At 66.5% G+C, this 16,432-nt stretch carries 14 protein-coding genes; 9 read left to right on the forward strand and 5 right to left on the reverse strand.

Annotation, left to right across the window (positions count from 1 at the left end; translation table 11 throughout):
• Window positions 1-31 precede the first annotated feature (31 nt).
• From WIMU1_RS12690 to WIMU1_RS12700, 3 genes are all read right to left on the reverse strand, one after another.
• Window positions 32-895 carry a heme ABC transporter ATP-binding protein gene (locus WIMU1_RS12690; protein ID WP_084248227.1) on the reverse strand — a complete coding sequence of 288 codons (864 nt, stop codon included), beginning with the start codon at window positions 893-895 and terminating at the stop codon, window positions 32-34.
• Window positions 892-1,890 carry a FecCD family ABC transporter permease gene (locus WIMU1_RS12695; protein WP_084248280.1) on the reverse strand — a complete coding sequence of 333 codons (999 nt, stop codon included), beginning with the start codon at window positions 1,888-1,890 and terminating at the stop codon, window positions 892-894. The genes WIMU1_RS12690 and WIMU1_RS12695 overlap by 4 nt, the downstream gene beginning before the upstream one ends.
• Window positions 1,891-1,970: 80 nt before the next feature.
• Entirely contained in the window at window positions 1,971-3,023 is a 1,053-nt protein-coding gene (locus tag WIMU1_RS12700; RefSeq protein WP_062797793.1) for a heme/hemin ABC transporter substrate-binding protein, read from the reverse strand.
• Window positions 3,024-3,118: 95 nt separating this feature from the next.
• Here WIMU1_RS12700 and map point away from each other — a divergent pair, with 95 nt between their 5' ends.
• Genes map through WIMU1_RS12715 form a run of 3 tightly spaced genes read left to right on the forward strand, consistent with a single transcriptional unit; the run spans window position 3,119 to window position 6,383 of the window.
• Window positions 3,119-3,982 carry a type I methionyl aminopeptidase gene (gene map, locus WIMU1_RS12705; protein WP_062797795.1) on the forward strand — a complete coding sequence of 288 codons (864 nt, stop codon included), beginning with the start codon at window positions 3,119-3,121 and terminating at the stop codon, window positions 3,980-3,982.
• A 26-nt stretch (window positions 3,983-4,008) separates the two neighbouring features.
• Window positions 4,009-5,526: a cobyric acid synthase gene (locus WIMU1_RS12710; protein ID WP_062797797.1), complete on the forward strand. Its 1,518-nt coding sequence runs from the start codon at window positions 4,009-4,011 to the stop codon at window positions 5,524-5,526.
• Window positions 5,527-5,561: 35 nt separating this feature from the next.
• A complete protein-coding gene (locus WIMU1_RS12715) occupies window positions 5,562-6,383 on the forward strand; it encodes an alpha/beta fold hydrolase (protein WP_062797799.1) in 822 nt (273 codons plus the stop codon).
• Between the two features lie 38 nt (window positions 6,384-6,421).
• Here WIMU1_RS12715 and mtr read toward each other — a convergent pair whose 3' ends face one another.
• Together mtr and WIMU1_RS12725 are read right to left on the reverse strand one after the other, a co-directional pair.
• Window positions 6,422-7,846: a mycothione reductase gene (gene mtr / locus WIMU1_RS12720; RefSeq protein ID WP_062797801.1), complete on the reverse strand. Its 1,425-nt coding sequence runs from the start codon at window positions 7,844-7,846 to the stop codon at window positions 6,422-6,424.
• A complete protein-coding gene (locus WIMU1_RS12725) occupies window positions 7,839-8,873 on the reverse strand; it encodes an alpha/beta hydrolase (RefSeq protein ID WP_062797803.1) in 1,035 nt (344 codons plus the stop codon). The genes mtr and WIMU1_RS12725 overlap by 8 nt, the downstream gene beginning before the upstream one ends.
• 137 nt (window positions 8,874-9,010) lie before the next feature.
• On the opposite strand from WIMU1_RS12725, the gene mqo reads away from it, so the two are divergent.
• The 6 genes from mqo (at window position 9,011) to cobA (ending at window position 16,395) form a co-directional block, all read left to right on the forward strand.
• Window positions 9,011-10,564, forward strand: coding sequence for a malate dehydrogenase (quinone) (gene mqo, locus WIMU1_RS12730; protein ID WP_255283876.1), 1,554 nt, complete (start codon window positions 9,011-9,013; stop codon window positions 10,562-10,564).
• Between the two features lie 13 nt (window positions 10,565-10,577).
• A complete protein-coding gene (locus WIMU1_RS12735) occupies window positions 10,578-11,036 on the forward strand; it encodes a GNAT family N-acetyltransferase (protein WP_023963909.1) in 459 nt (152 codons plus the stop codon).
• A 70-nt stretch (window positions 11,037-11,106) separates the two neighbouring features.
• The gene (locus WIMU1_RS12740) at window positions 11,107-12,987 is read left to right on the forward strand and encodes a VWA domain-containing protein (protein ID WP_062798521.1); all 1,881 of its coding nucleotides are present in this window, start codon (window positions 11,107-11,109) and stop codon (window positions 12,985-12,987) included.
• 58 nt (window positions 12,988-13,045) lie between these two features.
• Entirely contained in the window at window positions 13,046-13,660 is a 615-nt protein-coding gene (gene cobO / locus WIMU1_RS12745; RefSeq protein WP_031333727.1) for a cob(I)yrinic acid a,c-diamide adenosyltransferase, read from the forward strand.
• Window positions 13,654-15,063, forward strand: a complete 1,410-nt coding sequence (locus WIMU1_RS12750) for a cobyrinic acid a,c-diamide synthase CobB (protein WP_062797805.1) — start codon at window positions 13,654-13,656, stop codon at window positions 15,061-15,063. Before cobO ends, WIMU1_RS12750 begins: the two co-directional genes overlap by 7 nt.
• A gap of 60 nt (window positions 15,064-15,123) precedes the next feature.
• On the forward strand, window positions 15,124-16,395 hold the full coding sequence (cobA, locus tag WIMU1_RS12755) for a uroporphyrinogen-III C-methyltransferase (RefSeq protein WP_023963905.1): 1,272 nt from the start codon (window positions 15,124-15,126) through the stop codon (window positions 16,393-16,395).
• Window positions 16,396-16,432 lie beyond the last annotated feature (37 nt).

The following is a 16,432-nucleotide window of genomic DNA, read 5'->3' on the forward strand; positions in this document are numbered from 1 at the left end:
GAACCAAAACTGAGAAGCTCTCGTCAGATTCTTAATCGGATCGGCGGGGCACTGGAGGGGGGTACCCCGCCGATCCGTTTGTTCGACCCAAGGTGGCCCGATCCGGGGCAGTTCGATCCGGGACCACGAGGAATTGGCCGGTGTCCGGGTGGATCCATGTCAACACCGGATGTTCGTACACCTCACTGAGCAGCGCGGCCGTCATCACCTCGCGTGTCGGCCCGGCGGCCACCATCGTGCCGCCCTTCATCACCAGCACCCGGTCCGCATACGCCGCCGCAAGCGACAGGTCGTGCACCACGATCAGGACCGCGCCGCCGTCATGGCGCCGTTCGCTCAGTATCGTCAGCAAACGTTCCTGGTGATGGATGTCCAAGGCCGCGGTCGGTTCGTCGAGCATCAAGATGGGTGTCTGCTGAGCCAGTGCGCGAGCCAGCGCAACCCGGGCCTGCTGCCCACCGGACAGTTGGCTGAATGGCCGATCGCGCACCTGCAGCAGATCGCATTGCGTCAGTGCCGCTTCCACCACTGCTGCGGACTGCGCCGCCCGTTCGGTTCTGGACCAGGGAAAACGGCCCATCTCCACCACTTCGTGCACCAGGAATGGGTTGTCTTCACGGTGCGACTGCGTCACCAGGGCTCGCCGTCGCGCCAGCTCGACAGGGGACAGTGACCCGAGGTCAGCCCCCGCCACGGTGACCGACCCCGCGGCAAGGGGACGCAGACCCGCCAGGCCCGACAACAGTGTCGACTTTCCACAGCCGTTCGGGCCCACCAGCGCAACGATCTCGCCCGTACCGAGTTCGAGGTCCACGTCGGTCACGATGGGGCGGCCACCGATGGCGACGTGCACGTCGCGTGCGACGAGAGCCTGCCCGGGCGTCGACTCCGTCACCAGCCGACTCCGGTGTGACGGCTGCGACGCAGCAGCAGGAAGAACACCGGCCCACCGATCAGGGACGTGAGCATCCCCAGCGGAAGGTCGGCGCCGGTCATCAGCGTCCGAGCGCCCAGATCGGCGGCGCACACGACGATCGCCCCGCCGATGACGCTGGCGGGAAGCAGGATCACGTGCCGCGGCCCGACGATCAACCGCATGAGGTGGGGGACAACCAATCCGACGAACATCACGATCCCGGTGAAAGCGACGGCAGCAGCGGTGAGCACCGCGACCAGCAGAATGGCGATGCGCCGAACCGTTTCCACCCTGACGCCCAGGGCGGCGGCCTGAATTTCGCCCAGCGACAACAGATCCAGCCTGCGGACCAGCAGCAGGCTCACGGCGATGGCCGCAGTCGCCACCGGCAGCACCACCCACACCGGACGCCAGCCGACACCTTGGAGCGACCCCAGCTGCCAGAAGACGATCTGTTCGCGGTCGTTGGTGTCGGCGAGGAAGGTCAGGAAGGCAATGATGCCCGAGGCGAACGCGTTGACCGCAATGCCGATGAGTATCAACATGATCGGCGACGACGATCCATCTCGCATCGACAGGGTGTAGACCACGGCCACTGTGATCAGTGCGCTGATGAAGGCGGCGCCGGCCAGCCCCCACACACTCGCCCAGATCCCGCCCGACACGATGGCCAGGCAGGCGCCGACCGCGGCGCCGGCCGACACCCCGATGACACCGGGCTCGGCGAGTGGGTTGGCCAGGACGCCCTGGAGCAGACAGCCTGCGCAGGCGAGTGTCGCCCCGACGAGCAGACCCATCACGATGCGGGGAAACCGTACGGTCCACAAGGTTTCTTCCCCATTGGGGGAGCTCGGCATCGGCCCGATGTCGAGGCCCATGTGATGCATCACCGATCCGAACACCTCGGCAGGCGGGATGTACACCTGGCCACTGGCAGCCGACCACCCGACCAAGACGACAAGCAGCGCCAGCATGAGGGCGATCACGAGGGAATTGCGGGAGAAGGCAACCCGTTTGGCGCTGCCGACAGTCGGGATCTGCTCGCGAAGTGCCTTCACACGTAGATCGCTTCGGCCAGTGCCGCGAGCACCCGCCCGGTGTCGGGGCCGAAGGTGAGGATCTCGGCCTGGTCCATCTGCACCACACGCCGATTGCGCCCGGCGTCGGTCTGGGCCAGGCCCGGCAACTGCAGCACCTTGTCGATTCCGCCGACCGATTCCGCTCCTTGCGTCATCACCAGAATGACCGCGGGATCGGCGTTGATCATCGCCTCCGCGTCGACGGTGGCGAAAGAGGAGGTCAACCCGGCCGCGGTCCCGGCATCGACGCCACCGATGGCCTCGATCAGATCGTCGGCGCCCGAGCCAGGTCCGGCCAGGAGCTTGAACCTCTCACCGCGCAGGTACAGAAATGCCATCTTCGACCCATGCGCCCGTTCGGGCACCGACGCCCGTGCCGATTCGATCTCCGCGTCGGTGCGGGCGGCAAGGGCCCGGCCCTGATCGGGCACGCCCAGAGCTCCGGCGACCGCAGTGATGAGCGGGCCGGTCGAGGCAATGGTGCGGTCCTTGGCGAACACCACGACCGTGATCCCGGCGGCGCGCAGTTGATCGATGGTCCCCGGCGGATTCACCGACTCGTCGATGAGCACCACACTGGGATCGGCGGCCAAGACCGCTTCGATGTTGACCGAGTGTCCGCTGTCGGTGATCAGAGGAAGCTGCCCCGCCTCGGGGATGACGGTGGACCGGTCACGTGCGACTACTCGTTCACCCAGCCCGAGGGAGAACACGATGTTCGCCAGGGTGCCCGAGCGATCGATCGCGATGATGCGGCTCGCGTCGGCGACCGTGACCCGTCCGCCGCCCACCGAATCCACGGTCACCGGCAACATCGGGACGGGATTGTCGGCAATCGGCTCGACGTCCGGGCCTTCGAGCGCGGCGGTCTGCGGACCGGACCGCAAGTTGTTGTCCTGCGCCGTCGAACTGTTCGCCGAGTCGGTGATCGGCGCGGTGGAACAAGCTCCCATCAGCACGCCGATGATCATGATCAGCGCTGCGACGACCGGCGCAGTTCTTCCACCGGAAGACCGGTTCTTGACCATCGTCGCACTCCATCCCAGCACAGTGTGAGCCTTACCTTACTTAGGGCTATACGGCTGTGATCGTGCGGGGGACAGCCGCGGGTTAGGCTGGATACATGCCAGTTCGTGCCGCCCTGACCCCCGGCGAGATCTCGCCCACCCTGTCCGTGCCGTCGTTCATCCCGCGCCCCGAGTACGTGTGGAAGTCGACGGTGAACGAAGGTCACGAGCCGTGGGTTCAGACACCCGAGACCATCGAGAAGATGCGGGTCGCGAGCAAGATCGCGGCCAACGCCCTGGCCGAGGCGGGTAAAGCGGTGGCACCCGGGGTCACCACGGATGAGCTGGACCGGATCGCCCACGCGTACATGATCGACCACGGCGCGTACCCTTCGACGCTGGGCTACAAGGGCTTTCCCAAGTCCTGCTGCACCTCGCTCAACGAGGTGATCTGTCACGGGATCCCGGACTCGACCGTCATCGAGGACGGCGACATCGTCAACATCGATGTCACGGCATACATCGACGGGGTGCACGGCGACACCAATGCCACCTTCCTCGCCGGCGATGTCGCCCAGGAGGTGGTCGATCTCGTCGACCGCACCCGCGAGGCGACGAACAGGGCGATCAAGGCGGTGCGTCCGGGCCGGGAACTGAACGTGATCGGGCGGGTCATCGAATCGTACGCAAACCGCTTCGGCTACAACGTGGTCCGCGACTTCACCGGCCACGGGATCGGTGAGACGTTCCACAACGGTCTGGTGATCCTGCATTACGACCAGCCCAACGTCGAGACGCTGATCGAACCAGGGATGGTGTTCACCATCGAGCCGATGATCAATCTCGGCGCCCTCGAATACGAGATCTGGGACGACGGCTGGACCGTCGCCACGGCAGACCGCAAATGGACCGCGCAGTTCGAGCACACCCTGGTGGTCACCGACGCCGGGGCGGAGATCTTGACCCTGCCGGACGCCTGACCTGTGGCTCACCTAAACCTCCGTCGATGAAAGGCGCCTTGCTGGTCGCGGGCACCAGTTCCGACGCCGGTAAGAGTCTGATCGTCGCCGGGCTGTGTCGTGCGCTTCATCGTTCGGGTGTGTCGGTGGCGCCGTTCAAGGCGCAGAACATGTCGAACAACTCGGTCGTCACGCTCGACGGGGGTGAGATCGGGCGAGCACAGGCAATGCAGGCCGCGGCCTGCGGGCTGGCGCCGTCCGTGCGTTTCAACCCGGTCCTGCTCAAGCCCGGTAGCGACCGGCGCTCGCAGGTTGTGGTCCGTGGGCAGGCAGACGGGTTCGTCGGTGCGGTGGACTACCACAGTCGCAGAGCGGCTCTGGCCGGTGTCGTGGGGGACGAATTGCGTTCACTGCGCGACGATTTCGATGTCGTCATCTGTGAGGGTGCGGGGTCGCCCGCCGAAATCAACCTCCGTGCGTCCGACATCGCCAACATGGGTCTCGCCGAGATGGGCGATTTGCCGGTGATCGTGGTCGGCGACATCGATCGCGGTGGTGTGCTGGCTCATCTGCTCGGAACGCTGGCGTCGCTCGGGGCGGCCGACCAGGCGCGCATCGCAGGTTTTGTGGTCAACAAGTTCCGCGGCGACCGATCGATATTGGAGCCGGGTCTCGAGCAACTCCACGCCCTCACCGGCCGGCCGACCATCGGGGTGATCCCGTTCGCGGAGGGCCTGTGGCTCGACGCCGAGGACTCGCTTGCCAGCGTGGTCGGGCACCCCGTGGGGCGATCTGCTCCGGCTGTGGGCACGGACCGGTTGTCGGTGGCGGCGATACGCCTGCCCCGGATATCCAACTCCACCGACGTCGAGGCGCTGGCGTGCGAGCCGGGAGTCGACGTGCGCTGGGTGGACGACCCTGCGAGCGTTGCCGTGGCCGATCTGGTGGTGATCCCCGGCAGCAAGGCAACGGTGTCTGATCTGAAGTGGTTGCGTGCCAGGGGAATCGACTCGGCGTTGATCACCCGCTCCAGAACCGGACGGCCTGTCCTGGGGATCTGCGGCGGCTATCAGATGCTGGGCAGATCCATCACCGACGACGTGGAAGGTCACGTGGGAGAAGTCGCGGGCCTGGGGATCCTCGCCCTCGACGTCGTCTTCGGCGAGTACAAGGTGCTCCGGCAGGTGAACGGCACGGCATGGGGACATCCGGTGACCGGGTATGAGATTCACCACGGGCGGGTGGTCGCTTCCGGAGATGACGCACTGTTGATCGATGCGGAGGCGGGCGGCGAGGGCAGTGTGCGTGGAGCTGTTGTGGGCACCCACTGGCACGGGTTGCTGGCATCGGACGGATTCCGTCGTGACTATCTCCGCCGGGTGGCCGGCCACGTCGGACGTTCCGGGTTCGTACCCGGGGAGGTGTCGTTCGAACAGGCGAGGATGTCGCAGCTCGATCTGATCGCCGACCTGGTGGAGACCGAACTGGACATGGAGTTCATCGCCGACGTGGTCACCGCTGGGCCGAAGCCGGGGTTGCCGACGCTCACGGCCACGCTGACTTGACCCGATCGTCGTACCCGGACACGTAGGCTGACCGGGTGAGTATCGAACACCGCACCCTCACCGTGGGCGACCTGCAGTTCGACGTCAGGATAGGTGGGCCGGAGAAGGCGCCGTCAGTGCTGTTGCTGCACGGATTTCCCACCACCGGAGCCTGTTTCGACGGCGTCGTCGGACGGCTGCACGATTCGGGCCTGCGCACCATCGTTCCGGACCAGCGCGGCTACAGCCCCGGAGCCCGGCCCGACGATGTCGCAGCATACGAGCTGCGGCACCTGGCCTCCGACGCCATCGGCATCCTGGACGCCCTGGGCATCGGGTACACGATGGTGGTGGGACACGACTTCGGGTCGCTCGTGGCGTGGCATCTGGCCGGCCACCATCCGGATCGGGTGACCGGACTCGTCGCGGTCAGCGTGGGCCACCCGTCGGCGATCTCGACGTCCCTGGCCGCGAGCGATCAGCGTGAACGGTCGTCGTACATCCTCGACTTCGTCAAGCCCGACGCAGAAGACACCATGCTCGCCGACGACGCGAAGATGCTGCGAGAGCTGGTTCCCGACGACAGCGTGCTGCCCCTCACCGAGCGTCCCGCGCTGACCGCGGCGCTGAATTGGTACCGCGCGAACTTCACCGGCGACATCAAAGCGCACCTGTCGTGCCCGCCGATCGAAGCCCCCACGACGATGCTCTGGGGCGACCAGGATTTCGCGCTGGGGCGCGAGCAGGCAGAGGGGAGTGGACGATACGTCTACTCCGACTACCGGTTCGCTGCTCTCGAAGGCGTCGATCACTGGGTGCCGCAGAATGCGGCGGCCGCGCTCGCGAGCGAGGTCGCGTTGCGTTCAGCCGTGTGGTGATCCTCCCTGTCCGGTGACCCGGCCCAGGCCCGGTCCCCTCAGACCTCGAGGCCGAGGAGCGCGTTCTCGAGGACTTCCGGCATGGCGGGGTGGATCCAGTACTGACCGCGGGCCATGTTCTTGACGTCCAGTCCGAACGACATGGCCTGGATGACGGGCTGGATGACCGACGGCGCCTGCGGGCCGATGATGTGCGCGCCCAGGATGCGTCCGGTGCCCTTCTCGGCGATCACCTTGCACAGACCGGTGAGGTCCTCCATCGCCCAGCCGTACGCCACATCGCCGTAGTTCTGCACCTTGACGGTGATGTCGAGGCCGGACTGCACCGCCTCGTCCTCGGTCAATCCGACCGACGCGATCTGCGGGTGGGTGAACACCGCAGCCGGTACAAAGCGGTGGTCGAAGGATTCGAGTTCGGTGCCGTCCCAATCGCGCAGGAGGTTGGCCTGCACCACCCGACCTTCGTGATTGGCGACGTGCTTGAGCTGGTACTTCGAGGTGACGTCGCCGACAGCCCACACGTTCCGGGCCGCGGTGCGCCCGTAGGCGTCCCGGCAGACGCGGCCCTCGGAGTCGATGTCGACGCCGATCGTGTCCAGTGCCAGCCTGTCGCCGTTGGGGATCCGGCCGACAGCGACCAAGAGGGCATCTCCGGTGATGACGGTGTCGTCGGCGAGCTGCACCCGGACGTCGCCGGAATCCTCCTGCTCGACACTGTGGATCGCGGACTCGAAGTGCACATCCCATGCGGCCGAGGCGATTTCGGTGAACCTGCGGGAGATGTCGGCGTCCTGCGCGCGCAGGAGAGCGTTGCTGCGGGCGATGATCGACACCTTCGAACCCAATGCGCCGAACACGTGGGCGAACTCGGCCGCGATGTAGCCGCTGCCGATGATGATCAGGTGCCTGGGGAGCTCGGGTAGACGCATCACGTCTTCGTTGGTGTGGAAGTCGACCCCGCTCTCGGCGACCACGTCCTGGATGGCCGGCCTCGATCCGGCGGCCAGCACCACCTTGGTGGCCACGACCTCGTCTCCGGCAGCGGTGCGCAGCCGATACCGTCCGTCGTCGGTGACCCCGTCGAACTCCACATGACTGGTGTAGACGGTGATGTTGGTGCAGTCCTCCACTCGGTAGCGTTTACCGCCCGCCGAGATCGGATCGATCCGTCCGAAGACGCGATTCACGATGCCCGGCCAGTCGACCTTCTCCACCGAGCCCGTGACGCCGAGACGTTCGCCCTCCCGGATGGTCTGGGCGATCTCCGCGGCGTACACGAACATCTTGGTGGGGATGCAGCCGACGTTCAGGCAGGTTCCGCCGTAGATGCTCTCCTCGAAGATCGCGATCTCCTGATCGGCGAACCTCTCGTCGGGGATCGAGTTGCCGGTTCCCGAACCGATGATCGCCAGGTCCACCTCGTGCACGTGTGGATGGCCGTTGTTCGTTGTCGATTCAGCCATGGATGACACCTCGTATCCGGTCGTTGTTGCTCGAAAGCCAGTGGTCGAGTTCGGAGTAGGCGGTGTCGCGTACCCCCGTGCGCGACAGGAAGACGTCGTGGCGGGCGCCCTCGACGGGCACGACGCTCACCCGGCCACCGAGGCAACCCGACCACTTGGCGATCTGACGGACGTCGAGAACTCCGTCTGCCGAGTCGATGTCTGCGACACTGCCGTCGGCCTCGGGCCCGCTGAGGGTCGTCTCGGTCGAATGCAGCACCAGCGAGGGAACGCCGATGTCGAGTCCTCGGTGCAACCTGGCCTGTCCCTGACGTACCGCGCTGAGGAAACCGAACGTGACCGGATAACCCTGTAAGGGTTTGTAATTGAGGTCGTACTCCCACTCGCCGTGCACGCTGTGGTGCAGACTCTCGCCGTAGGCACCGGAGATGTTGCGGGGTATGGCAGCCAGTGGGCGTACCCGGGCGACGCCGTTGATCAGCGCGGTCCCGGCCGTGCGCAGGATCGGTGCGCCTTGCAGGTCGAACCACGGCGAGTTCAGCACCAGCCCGCGTGGGCGTGCCGAAACCAGGGGATCAAGCTCCCGCGGCCTGTCGAGTGCTCGCAGCCGATCGAGCCACAGAGCGGTGATCAGGCCGCCCGTGGAGTGCGCGGCCACCAGGAGCGGAACCCCGTCGGTGCCGGCGTTGATCTCCGCGACGGCGAGGTCGAGCTCGAAGTCGTAGGCGGCCAGGTCGGTGATGTGATGAGGTGTCTGCCCCGGTCGTTGCGAACGTCCGCACTTGCGCAGATCCAACGCGTAGAAGGCATACCCGCGCTGAGCGAAGAACTCGGCGAGCGGTCGTTGGAAGAAGTAGTCGGTGAAGCCGTGGACGTACAGCACCGCGCCGGTCACCGGACCGGTCGGTTCGTGGCGGACGAGGGTGGCGGTTATCTCACCTTCACCGTCGGGGTCGATGCCGAGGTCGAAGGTCGATGTCGAGAAGTCGGGGCCGAGTACATCGGGCTGCCAGCGGGAAGGGGCCACAATCGTTCACTGTAGATGTGCGCGCCGCCACGGGGAGTGTGCCCGAGGCAACTGCCGACCGCGTTGCAATGACCGCACCCGCATGAGAGACAATGGAACACATCCGAAAGTTCGCCGAATCAGGAAGTTGAGCCGGAGTGTCTGAGTCAGCAAACCCGCGCGACGGCGGAGTCATCACAACCGACATCGTGCTGGTGGGCGCAGGAATCATGAGCGCCACGCTGGGCGCGTTGATCCACCGGCTGCAGCCGGACTGGTCGATCAGTGTGTTCGAGCGCCTCGACGCGGCGGCCGCCGAGAGCAGCGATCCGTGGAACAACGCCGGTACCGGTCACTCCGCGCTCTGTGAATTGAATTACACGCCGCAGACAGCTGACGGCGACGTCGACATCACCAAGGCTCTGCACATCAACGAGCAGTTCCAGGTCTCGCGCCAGTTCTGGGCGAACTCGGTGGAATCAGGTGTGCTGCGGCGCCCCGAGGAGTTCATCAACCCGATCCCGCACGTGAGCTTCGTGCACGGTGAATCGAACATCGACTACTTGCGTAAGCGGTACGACAAGCTGGCGGGCGAGACCCTGTTCAAGGGGATGGAGTACATCACCGACCCCGTGGAGTTCACCAAACGTCTGCCGCTGATGTCGGCAGGCCGCGACTTCGCGGATCCGGTAGCACTCAACTGGTTCGACGGCGGAACCGACGTGGACTTCGGCGCTCTCACCCAGCAGTTGCTCGGCTACATCGGCCACGCCGGCACGGTGAACTTCGGGCACGCGGTCACGAACCTGAAAAAGCAATCCGACGGCACCTGGATCCTGAAGGTCAAGAACCTCCGGACCAAGGAAACCAGCACGGTCAAAGCAGGTTTCGTCTTCATCGGTGCGGGCGGCGGCGCCCTGCATCTGCTGCAGAAGTCGGGAATCAAGGAAGCCAAGGGATTCGGCGGCTTCCCCGTGAGCGGCGCGTTCTTCCGCTGCACCAACCCCGATCTGATCGACGACCACGGCGCGAAGGTGTATGGCAAGGCAGCTGTCGGTGCGCCACCGATGTCGGTGCCCCACCTCGACACCCGCGTGATCAACGGCAAGGCAGGACTGCTCTTCGGACCGTATGCCGGGTGGTCGCCCAAGTTCCTCAAGGAGGGCAAGATCACCGATCTGCCCGCCTCGATCAAACCGGGCAACCTCCTACCGATGATGTCGATCGCGCCGAAGGAGTTCGGCCTGCTGAAGTACCTGATCAGCGAGCTCGCCGCCGGACCGGCGGATCGGGTCGAGACGTTGGCGGAGTTCGTGCCGAGGGCGCAGGGCGAAGACTGGGAGCTCATCGTCGCCGGCCAGCGCGTGCAGGTCATCCGCAAGCAGGGGCGCGGCGGTGTGCTCGAGTTCGGGACCGCGGTCATCGCGGCCGAGGACGGCAGCATCGCAGGCTTGCTGGGCGCGTCGCCCGGTGCGTCCACCGCCGTCCCGGCGATGCTCGATGTCTTGCAGCGTTGCTTCCCGAAGCACTACGAGGCGTGGCAGCCGCAGCTGTCCGACATGATCCCTTCGCTGGGCCACAAACTGAATGACAATCCCCGTCTCTTCGAGCAGATCTGGGACCACACGTCCAAGGTTCTCGGACTGCAGAACACGGTCGAGACGACGCCGAATGAGCGTGGCGCTCATCTGGCGACACCGAGCACCGTGTGATAGGCACTTGCATATGACCGCCACCGCGAGCCTGCACCGCAGCTGGGCCCAAGACATCGAGATGTCGACCCTCTACAAGATCCTGCAGCTGCGAGTGGAGGTGTTCGTCGTCGAGCAGTCGTGCCCGTATCTCGACCTCGACGGGCGCGACCTCGATCCGGACACGAGGCATCTGTGGCTCGAAGAAGACGGCGAGATCATCAGCACCCTGCGACTGCTCGAAGAGCACGAAGGCGGCAAGTCCTACCGGATCGGCCGCCTGTGCACCGACCGCGCGCACCGAGGTCAGGGCCACACAACCCGGCTGCTGCAGACGGCTCTGGCAGACGTCGGTTCGGACCTCTGCCGCATTCATGCGCAGACCTACCTCATCGACATGTACGCCAAGCACGGTTTCGTCGTCGACGGCGAGGAGCATCTGCTCGACGGCGTCCCACATGTGCCGATGGTTCGTGGCGGCGGACATCGCTGACGGTGTGAAGGATCCGCTCTCCCGAGAAACAGCCTCAGGCGGGGGCCCTGGGCACGACAGCAATGCCGGGCTGGACCTCCCCTTTCCGTTCAGTGCTGTTGTCGGACAAGAACAGCTCAAGCTGGCGCTCATCCTCGCCGCCATCGCGCCGTCGATCGGTGGCGTGCTGATCCGGGGCGAAAAGGGCACGGCCAAGACCACCGTGGTCAGAGCGCTCGGTCCGCTGCTGCCTGCTCGCGACGACACCGGGGCATCGGTGGTGGAATTGCCGATCGGTGCCACCGAGGATCGGGTGGTCGGTTCACTCGACCTGCAGAAGATCCTGTCCGAGGGTGAAAAAGCCTTCACGCCAGGGCTGTTGGCAAACGCCGACGGGGGAGTGCTCTACATCGACGAGGTCAACCTGCTCGCCGACCACCTCGTCGACGTGCTGCTGGACGCAGCGGCGACGGGCCGGGTGGTCATCGAGCGTGACGGCGTCTCGCACACGCAAGCGGCCCGTTTTGTCCTCGTGGGGACGATGAACCCCGAAGAGGGTGAGCTCCGCCCGCAGCTGCTGGATCGATTCGGTCTGGCGGTGGATGTGGCCGCACCGCAGGAGATCGCGACGCGCGTCCAGGTGATGGAACGCCGACTTGCGTATGAAGACGACCCGGCAGGTTTCGCGGCACAGTTCACCGACCAGGACGCCGAGGTCGCCGCAGCCATCGCGCGGGCACGCTCGGTGCTCGGATCGGTACGGCTGCCGCCGGCCCAACTCCGACGCATCGCGGCGATCTGCATGGAGCTCCAGGTGGACGGTCTGCGCGGTGATCTCGTGGTCGCCCGTGCGGCCCGGGCCCACGCCGCATGGCGTGGATCCGACCTTGTCGAGGACATCGACGTCCGACGTGCGGTGGAACTCGCCTTGCCACACCGACGTCGACGCGACCCGTTTGATGAGCCCGGTCTCACCGAGGACCAACTCGACGACGCCCTGCAGAAGGCGGACGAACAGTCGCACGAGCCGGACAGTCAGAACTCGGAAGAACAAGCGCCCGGGCCAGAGCCCGAGCCGCCGCCCGGCGATCCGGCGGACACCGACCCCGATCCCGACCCTGACGACCCCGGTCCGGACGGCCCGAAGGGGGGAGCGACGCCGCCGAGCGGCGGATTCTCGCCGACCCGTGCGTCGGGCAAGGTCAAACCGATCAGTGCCGTGGGTGTCGGCGCCGGGGAGCCGGGTCGACGTTCGCAATCGCTGAGCGTACGGGGGCAGGCAGTTCGAGCGGTCACCGAAGGCGGAAGTGGCGTGCACCTGATCGGCACGGTTCTGGCCGCTGCGGAAGGCCACCTCGAGCGGGGCAACACGCGACTTCAGGTACTACCGCAAGACGTCCGGGGTGCGTTGCGCCGCGGCAAAGAAGGCAACTTGGTGGTCTTTGTCCTCGACCTGTCGGGATCGATGGCGGCCCGTAAGCGGCTGGACGCAGTGTCTGGTGCCGTGGTGTCCATGCTGCGCGATTCGTACCAGCGACGTGATCGTGTCGCCGTGGTGACGGTGCGCGGTGACGGCGCAGAGGTCGCGGTTCCGCCGACCCGGTCCGTGGACGCCGCGGTACGGAGGCTGACCGGTCTGCGCACCGGCGGACGCACGCCGCTGGCCGAAGGCCTGCTCACGGCCCGCGAGGTGATCCGCCGGAACGCATTCAAAGAGCCTCATCGACGCCCGCTGGTGGTGGTGCTCACCGATGGCCGGGCGACAGCCGGAGCGGGCGCCTTGCCCAGGGCCGCGGCGGCGGCCGACCGGCTCCGTCGCGACGGGACCACATCCATCGTGATCGACTGTGAGCACGGCATGATCCGTCTCGGGCTTGCGGCGACGCTCGCCCACGGCCTCGGTGGTCAGTGCGTGCAACTCGCCGACCTCACCGCCGGTGGTGTCGCGGGCGTCATCCGCGCGGCTGCTTGAGCACGGATGTGTAGTCGCCGAGACACTCACAGACCACCACACCGAGAGAGGTAGAGCTGTGCCACAGGGAGTTCCATCGGTCATCCCCGACGACGGTCTGACCACCCGAGCGCGCCGTAACCTGCCGGTGCTGGCTGTTCACACTGGTGACGGCAAGGGCAAGTCCACAGCAGCATTCGGGATGGCCATGCGTGCCTGGAATGCCGGCCTCGACATCGGCGTGTTCCAGTTCGTCAAGAGTGCGAAGTGGAAGGTCGGCGAAGAGTCCGCACTGACTGCGCTCGGTGAGCTGCACGCCCAGACAGGCCAGGGTGGTCCGGTGCAGTGGCACAAGATGGGCGAGGGCTGGTCGTGGATCCGCCACTCGGGCAAGGAGTCCGACCACGCCGAGCAGGCTGCCCAGGGGTGGCTCGAGATCCGGCGCCGCATCCTCGAGAGGACCCACGAGTTCTATGTCCTCGACGAGTTCACCTATCCACTCAACTGGGGGTGGGTGGACGTCGACGACGTCATCGAGGTGCTGAGGTCCCGGGAAGGCAAGCAGCACGTGGTGATCACCGGTCGTCGCGCTCCGGCCGCGCTGGTCGACGCCGCCGACCTCGTCACGGAGATGGTCAAGACCAGACACCCGATGGATGCCGGCCGTAAGGGTCAGAAGGGGATCGAATGGTGACGGCTCCACCGGCACTCGTCATCGCCGCTCCGGCATCCGGTAGCGGTAAGACCACTGTCACAACGGGTTTGATCGGCGCTCTGGCCCGGGCCGGACACCGTGTGGCGCCCTTCAAGGTCGGCCCCGACTACATCGACCCCGGTTACCACGGACTGGCGGCGGGCCGGCCGGGCCGCAATCTCGACCCCGTGCTCGTCGGCGAGGACCGCATCGGTCCGCTGTATCGGGCCGGATCCGCTGGCTGCGACATCGCCGTCGTCGAAGGCGTCATGGGGTTGTTCGATGGCCGCATCACCGAAGACCACATGCCGGCGATCGCGCCCGGATCCACCGCTCAGGTCGCATCTCTACTCGGTGCGCCGGTGGTATTGGTGATCGACGCATCCGGACACAGTCAGAGTCTCGCCGCGATCCTCCACGGGTTCGTCAGCTTCGATCCAGGCATCGACATCCGGGGTGTGATCCTCAACCGGGTGGGTTCCCCCCGTCACGAATTCGTGCTTCGCCAGGCCTGTGCCCGCGCCGGGCTCGAGGTGTTCGGCGCCGTTCCCCGCAATGCGAAAATGGCCGTGCCCTCGCGCCACCTGGGCTTGATACCCGCTGCCGAACGCGGGCCCGAAGCGGTCGCGGCGATCGATGCCATGACCGAATTGATCGGCGGCGCAGTCGATCTGGCCGCCCTCGTCGCCGCTGCCGACATCGGCGCGGGTGCCGTCGGCCCGATGTGGTCACCGGAATCGGAGGTCGGGGTCGACGAATCTGTGTCAGGCGACAGCAGGCCGGTCATCGCGCTCGCGTCCGGTGCGGCCTTCACATTCGGGTACGCCGAACACTCCGAGCTCCTGGCCGCCGCCGGCGCGTCGGTGGTGCCGTTCGACCCCCTCACCGACCTGTTACCCGATGGGTGCTCGGGTGTTGTCATCGGTGGTGGATTCCCCGAGGAACATGCCGCCGCGCTTGCCGCCAACCGGCGGCTGCTGACCCAGCTGCGCACAGTCGCACGTTCCGGGATCCCCATCCACGCCGAATGCGCGGGACTGCTGTACCTGGCCCAGAGCCTTGATGATCATGTGATGGCCGGGGTGCTCCCGTTGCGCGGAACCTTCGGCAAGACACTGACACTCGGCTACCGGGACGCCGTCGCCCTGACGGACTCGGTGCTGTTCGATGCCGGTTCCCGGATGCGGGGGCACGAGTTCCACCGCACCACCATCACGGCTCTCGACGGCTCGAAGCCGAGCGCCTGGGGGTGGCGGCGCGATGGGGTGGCCCACATCGAGGGTTGGGTACAGGGCAACGTGCACGCGTCGTATCTACACACTCATCCGGCAGGTAGGCCGGAGGTCGTCGCGCGCCTGGTGCGGGCGGCGAGAACCGCGTTCGACAGCGTTTCGCAGTACTGACGAGCGCGACGCCCTAGGTGCCGACCGTGCACACGAAGTGCGCTGGGTACGGTTTATCGCATGTCGGACAAGGAACTCGAAGGCCAGCAGGCCGATCACTACCTGGTGGGGCTCAGTTTGTCCGGACGTCGGGTGGTGATCATCGGTGCGGGTTCGGTGGTGCAGAGACGATTGGGCACCCTCGCCCACAGCGGCGCGGACATCCACGTCATCGCCCCAGAGGCGACCCCGACCGTCGAATCGTTCCCGGGCATCACGTTGTCGCTGAGGGAATACCGCGACGGCGATCTCGCAGATGCCTGGTATGCGCTCGCGTGCACCGACGATCCCGAGGTCAACGCCGCGGTGGTGGCTGAAGCCGAATCACGGCGCATCTTCTGTGTTCGCGCCGACGATGCGCGGCACGGTACCGCCGTGACCCCTGCGTCGTTGCGGCACGACCACCTGAGCATCGGAGTGCTGGCCGGTGGGGACCATCGACGGTCTGCCGCGGTCAGGACAGCGATCGGTCAGGCGCTGGGCGGCGGCGAGTTGGGCGCTGCCGGTCTGGAGGCGGCTGCGCACGGTTCACAGCCACCCGGTGTCGCGCTCGTCGGAGGTGGTCCTGGTGACCCGGATCTGATCACGGTGCGTGGTCGGCGGTTGCTCGCCGCTGCCGATGTGGTCGTCGCCGATCGCCTCGCGCCGCCGGCGCTGCTCGCCGAGCTGGGACCGCACGTGGAGATCATCGATGCCGCGAAGGTCCCCTACGGACGGGCTATGAAGCAGGAGTCGATCAACGAGGTACTCATCGACCGCGCCAAGGCAGGCAAGTTCGTGGTCCGCTTCAAGGGCGGGGATCCGTACGTGTACGGCCGGGGATTCGAAGAACTCGCGGCATGTGTGGCCGCGGGAGTGCCGGTGACGGTGGTCCCCGGGATCACCAGCGCCATCGCCGGTCCGTCGGCCGCCGGCATCCCGGTGACGCACCGGGGGATGACCCACGAGGTGGTGGTGGTCTCCGGGCACATCCCGCCCGATCATCCCGACTCCCTCGTCGAATGGCCTGCGCTGGCGAAGATGCGCGGCACCATCGTGCTGATGATGGCCGTCGAGCGACTCGACGTGTTCACCGCGGCGCTGCTGAAAGGCGGGCGGGACGAGGCGACCCCCGTCGCGATCATCGAGAACGCCACACTCAGCAGCCAGCGGGTCGTGCGCTCGACGCTTGCCGCGGCGGCCGCGGACGCACGCTCCCAGAACGTTCGCCCACCCGCGATCGTGGTGATCGGTCCGGTCGCCGGGTTCGACGCGGAAACCGGCAGCACCGGGACTCCCGCGACCGGACCGTGACAAGCTTGATTGTGAAATGGCGACCAGGCGGCGGTAC

Source organism: Williamsia muralis NBRC 105860 (assembly GCF_001598915.1).
Lineage (GTDB): Bacteria > Actinomycetota > Actinomycetes > Mycobacteriales > Mycobacteriaceae > Williamsia > Williamsia muralis.